The organism is Kitasatospora sp. MBT63, assembly GCF_000710465.2.
Classification (GTDB): domain Bacteria; phylum Actinomycetota; class Actinomycetes; order Streptomycetales; family Streptomycetaceae; genus Kitasatospora.
In genome coordinates this window covers 1-4350 of sequence record NZ_JAIZ01000570.1, presented here as the reverse complement: position 1 = coordinate 4350, position 4350 = coordinate 1, and the positions used below count along the sequence as shown (strand labels likewise).

At 70.7% G+C, this 4350-nt stretch carries 4 protein-coding genes; 3 read left to right on the top strand and 1 reads right to left on the bottom strand.

Annotated features, from left to right (window positions below; genetic code table 11):
- Positions 1-278 precede the first annotated feature (278 nt).
- Positions 279-617 carry a helix-turn-helix domain-containing protein gene (locus AA75_RS29910; protein WP_033823425.1) on the bottom strand — a complete coding sequence of 113 codons (339 nt, stop codon included), beginning with the start codon at positions 615-617 and terminating at the stop codon, positions 279-281.
- 572 nt (positions 618-1189) lie between these two features.
- Between AA75_RS29910 and AA75_RS46145 the strand changes: the two genes are divergently transcribed.
- The 3 genes from AA75_RS46145 (at position 1190) to AA75_RS29895 (ending at position 3889) form a co-directional block, all read left to right on the top strand.
- Positions 1190-2221, top strand: coding sequence for a GAF domain-containing protein (locus tag AA75_RS46145; RefSeq protein WP_051813725.1), 1032 nt, complete (start codon positions 1190-1192; stop codon positions 2219-2221).
- Positions 2222-2411: 190 nt separating this feature from the next.
- Positions 2412-3131, top strand: coding sequence for a GAF and ANTAR domain-containing protein (locus tag AA75_RS29900; RefSeq protein WP_051813723.1), 720 nt, complete (start codon positions 2412-2414; stop codon positions 3129-3131).
- Between the two features lie 26 nt (positions 3132-3157).
- Positions 3158-3889: a GAF and ANTAR domain-containing protein gene (locus tag AA75_RS29895; protein WP_051813721.1), complete on the top strand. Its 732-nt coding sequence runs from the start codon at positions 3158-3160 to the stop codon at positions 3887-3889.
- The last annotated feature ends 461 nt before the right edge of the window (positions 3890-4350 follow it).

The following is a 4350-nucleotide window of genomic DNA, read 5'->3' as shown; positions in this document are numbered from 1 at the left end:
ACCTACAGGCGCGTCCGAGCTTTGTGTTAGCTCCTCTTAGCCCGGCCGCAGGAGCCCTGCTGACGGGACCGCAGTTCGCGTCTGATCACTGCTGCGATGGCTAAACGCCGCGACCGTGCTGTGCCTTAACCGGAACGGCCGCAGGTCTGAGGCTGATCAGCCGGATCGTGGCGCGGACTTCTGAAGGTGGGGCGCAGTTGCCACCTCTCCATGCCGGGCGGAGGGTGAGCAGGGGCCGTGCGGCCGGGAACTGGCGATGCGGTCCGGTGCCCCGGGGGTCAGGTTCCGACAGACTCGGGGCCGTGTTCGCCGTTGGGACGACGGGCCAATGCGGCGTCCAGGAGGTCGGCGACGGTGGCGCCGGCGTCTGCGGGGTGCCGCAGTTGCGTGTCGGGCGCGACCTGATAGTGGTTGCTCCGGCCGACCCGGGTGTGGGTGAGGTAGCCGTCGGTCTCGAGGTCCGCAATGATCCGCTGCACGGCCCGCTCGGTGAGCTCGCAGCGTGCGGCGATGTCCCGGACACGCAGTGTGGGGTCGCGGGCGATCTGGACCAGCACTCTTGCGTGGTTGGTCAGGAACGTCCAGGACAAGCGGCGTGACGCCGTGACGTCGCCCATTCCCCCAGCATACGGCGGCAGCTTCGCGCGTTCTAAAGCACGGTAAAATTGTCGTGTATGCCTTGACTGGTATCCGTGGTGGACGAACCATGGAAGCACCATCCGAACGAGCAGCCACGAGCTGCCACCGCCGCTCCGGGGCGGCCCAGTCGTCGCCCGCACGTGAGGTCCGCCGTGATGCGATTGACAGCCGACGCATATGGGCACCTGGCCCGCTCCGAGCGCGAGCACTTGCGCCACGGAGCCGCAGGGCCCGGCCGGCCCGGATCGCCGCCCCAACAGGTACAGCAGGCTGCCCGTTGGGGCCGAGGCGTATCCGGAGCCCGAGAACAGCCGGGCCTATCCCACTCTCGCCGCCGAGCGCCGCCAGAACAGGACTTCCGGAACGCGCGCGAACAGGTTGCGACCACCCGGGTTGGCAGCTCCGAGTTCTCGCCACCCGGTCGGCTGCCTCACGGCAGGACGGAAGGGATCTTGTAATGTGCGCCGCCACACCGGACCCCAAGCCTTGTACACCGGCTGTCCAGGCACGACCCAAACGGGCCCGCTGCACCCACGAGCACCGAGCCCGGGTGCTCATCTACCACCTGGCGGGGGAACCCGACCAGGACACCCCTGAGGCCCTGACCTTCGACCAGCCGCTGGACGACGTCCAGGCTGTCGTGGTCGACCTGTCCGAGGTCACCTTCTTCTGCTCCACCGCCCTGAACGCTCTGCTACGCCTCCGCATGGACGCATCCGCCCGCCACCTGACCGTGCACCTTGCCGGCGTCCGCCAAGTCGTCGCCCGCGTCCTGGACATCACCGATACCGGCCCACTTTTCCCCCGCCACACCAGCCTCGACAGCGCCCTCGGCCGGCTCGCGGCCCCACGCGACGGAGCGGGCAACCGCCCCCGGCCCCTCGTCGAAACCTTCGCAGACCTCGCACAGACTCTCGTCGGCGACTTCGACCTCGCCGACACACTGGACCGGATCATCGACCAGTGCGCCACCACCTGCGGCGCGGACGGCGTGGGACTGATCGTCCAGGACACCCAGCACGTACTGCGCGACATCGCCGACTCCGGCGGGCGGGTCCGGCACCTGGAGGACCAGCAGATGTCCACCGCCGAGGGCCCCTGCATCGAATGCGTCCGGACCGGACGCCCGGTACTCACCGCCCACCTCGCCGCCGACCTCGCCCGCTGGCCCCGATTCGTCCCCGCCGCCCTGAACGCCGGATTCACCGGCGTGAGAGCACTGCCGCTGCGCCACCGCGGCCGCACCATCGGCGCAATGAACCTTTTCGACCACGACGCAGGCCGCTGCACCGAGCAGGACACGCGGGACGCGCAGACCTTCGCGGACCTGGCCCTACTCGCCGTTCTCCAGCCCGGCGAGGACGCCGCCACGCCCATCGTCCAAGCCCTGCACGAGCGCGCCGCGATCGAGCGCGCCACCGGCATGCTCGCCCACGACGCGCACACCACCGTGGAGCAAAGCAGGTCCCTGCTGCGCACCTACGCCGCCCGCACCGGACAGGGCACCACCGCCCTCGCCCGAGCACTGGTGAGCGGCCGGATCACCACCACGCACATCCTCACCACCGCGCCCCGGCGCTGAACCTGCTGCCCGGCCCGGGCACGGTCGGACAACTCGGGCCCCCAGGCGGGCGCGCCAACGCGTGCCGGCAGCGGGCGGGCGGCCGGACTCCGCGTCCATGGGCAGGGGGTCGATCCCGGCGACGGGGTAGACGCGTTCTAGGATGCCGAGCAGGCACCAGGCCCCGACACGCAAAGGGCGGTGAGCGCGGGTGGACCTGACCCACGTGGTGCAGACCATGGGCGCCGCGGTCCAGGACGACGGCCCGGGCCTTCCCGGCCGGCTGTGCACCGCGTTCAGCCACGCCACCGAGGGCCGAGGCGCGGCACTGGCGCTGATGGCCGACCCGACCCACCACCACACCCTCTGCGCCTCCGACGCCTACGCCGCCGCCCTGTGCGAGCTGGAATTCGACCTCGGGGTCGGACCCGGGCTGGAAGCCTTCAAATGCGGCCACCCGGTGCTCATCGGTGACCTGCACGGAGCCGACGGCCAACGATGGCCGATCTGGTCCGCGGCCATCCAGGCGAAGGGCTTCCCCGCCCGCGCCGTGTTCGGCTTCCCCCTGCACATCGCAGGCACCGCTTTCGGGCTCATCCAGCTGTACCGCGACCGCCCCGGCACCCTCGACCGGAGCGACGTCGCCGCCGCGGCCCTCGCAGCAGACCTGGCCGCCCTCGCACTCGCCCGCTCCTTCGACCACCCCACCCCCGGCACCCTCCCCGAGTGGTTCCCGGGACCGGCACTGGACGGCGTAGAGGTGGACCAGGCCATCGGCATGGTGATGGCGCAGCTGCGCGCCCCGGCCGAGACTGCCCTGGCGACGCTGAGAGCCCGCGCATTCACCGAGGACCGGCCACTGGACGCAGTGGCCGGCGACGTACTCACCCGGAGGATCGTCTTCGGGCCCGGCGGCGAAGAGAAGGCGTAGCGTTGAGGACAACAAGGGAGGCAGGCGTGACCCGTCCCGAACCGGTCATGGAGGCGTTCGCGGACCTGACGAAGACCCTGGTCGGCGACTTCGACCTCGCCGAGACCCTCGACCAGATCATCGGCCACTGCGTCACCGCGTGCGGCGCCGCAAGCGTCGGTCTGGTGATCCAGGACAGCCAGCACGTGCTGCGCGCCATCGCCTACTCCGACGATCGCGTCCGGCGCCTCGAGCGCCGCCAGGTGGCCGTCGGTCAGGGCCCCTGTTTCGAGTGCGTCCAAACCGGCCGCCCGGTCCTCATCGACGACCTCACCACCACCGAGGAGCGCTGGCCCGACTTCACCCCCGCCGCTCTCGAAGCCGGATACACGGGCGTGCGCGCACTGCCTCTGCGCCACCACCACCAGACCCTCGGCGCCCTCAACCTCTTCGACCAGGAACCCGGTCACTGCACCGACCCCATCCTGCGGGCCGCGCAGGCCTTCGCCGACCTGGCCCTGCTCGCCGTCCTCCAGCACGCACAGCCCGAGAGCCCAGCTGCGCACATCACCCGCGCACTCACCGCCCGCTCCACCATCGAACGCGCCAAAGGCATGCTCGCCCACGACGCGAACATCACCATGGACCAGGCCTTCTCCCTGCTGCGTGCTCATGCCGACCGCACCGGCCGCGGCACCACCGTCCTGGCCCGTGCCCTGGTCACCGGTGAGACCTCCACCACGCAGCTCCTCACCGCGCCGACAGCGTACGAGCCCTGACCGGAAGTGCCGGGGCCGAATTCCGGCCCCCGGCCGCCCCGGGCCGCGCGGATGGGTGCGGCCAATCGCGCCGACGACAGCTCACCCGCCGTCCGATCAGCCACTGCCCGCTGGATACGCCTTTCTCTCGGCAGAGGGACGGCCTCCACCATCGCCCTGATGTCGGCCGTTCCGCTGCGACACAGGCCGGGCGGCGAGAACAGCTTTGACCTGCTTGTCACCGTGGAAGATCCGAGGCTGGAAGGTGCGGCCAGTCGGCTGGGGGCGACGGGCGCACACATGTTCAGGCCGCCCAGGCTGATCATCGGTCCTTTGCCGGGTTGAAGCGGTGTACGCCGCCGTGAAGGCGAAGGGGCGGTGTGGCGGGGGCGCTCGACTCCGGGGTGGGTCGGGGTGGTGCGTTCGTCGACATCGACCTCGTCGACGAGATCGAGATCATCGACGTCAACATCACCTCCACC

Excerpts from the sequence above, each read along its gene's own strand:
- AA75_RS29910 (WP_033823425.1), bottom strand. The coding sequence starts at position 617 with ATGGGCGACGTCACGGCGTCACGCCGCTTGTCCTGGACGTTCCTGACC.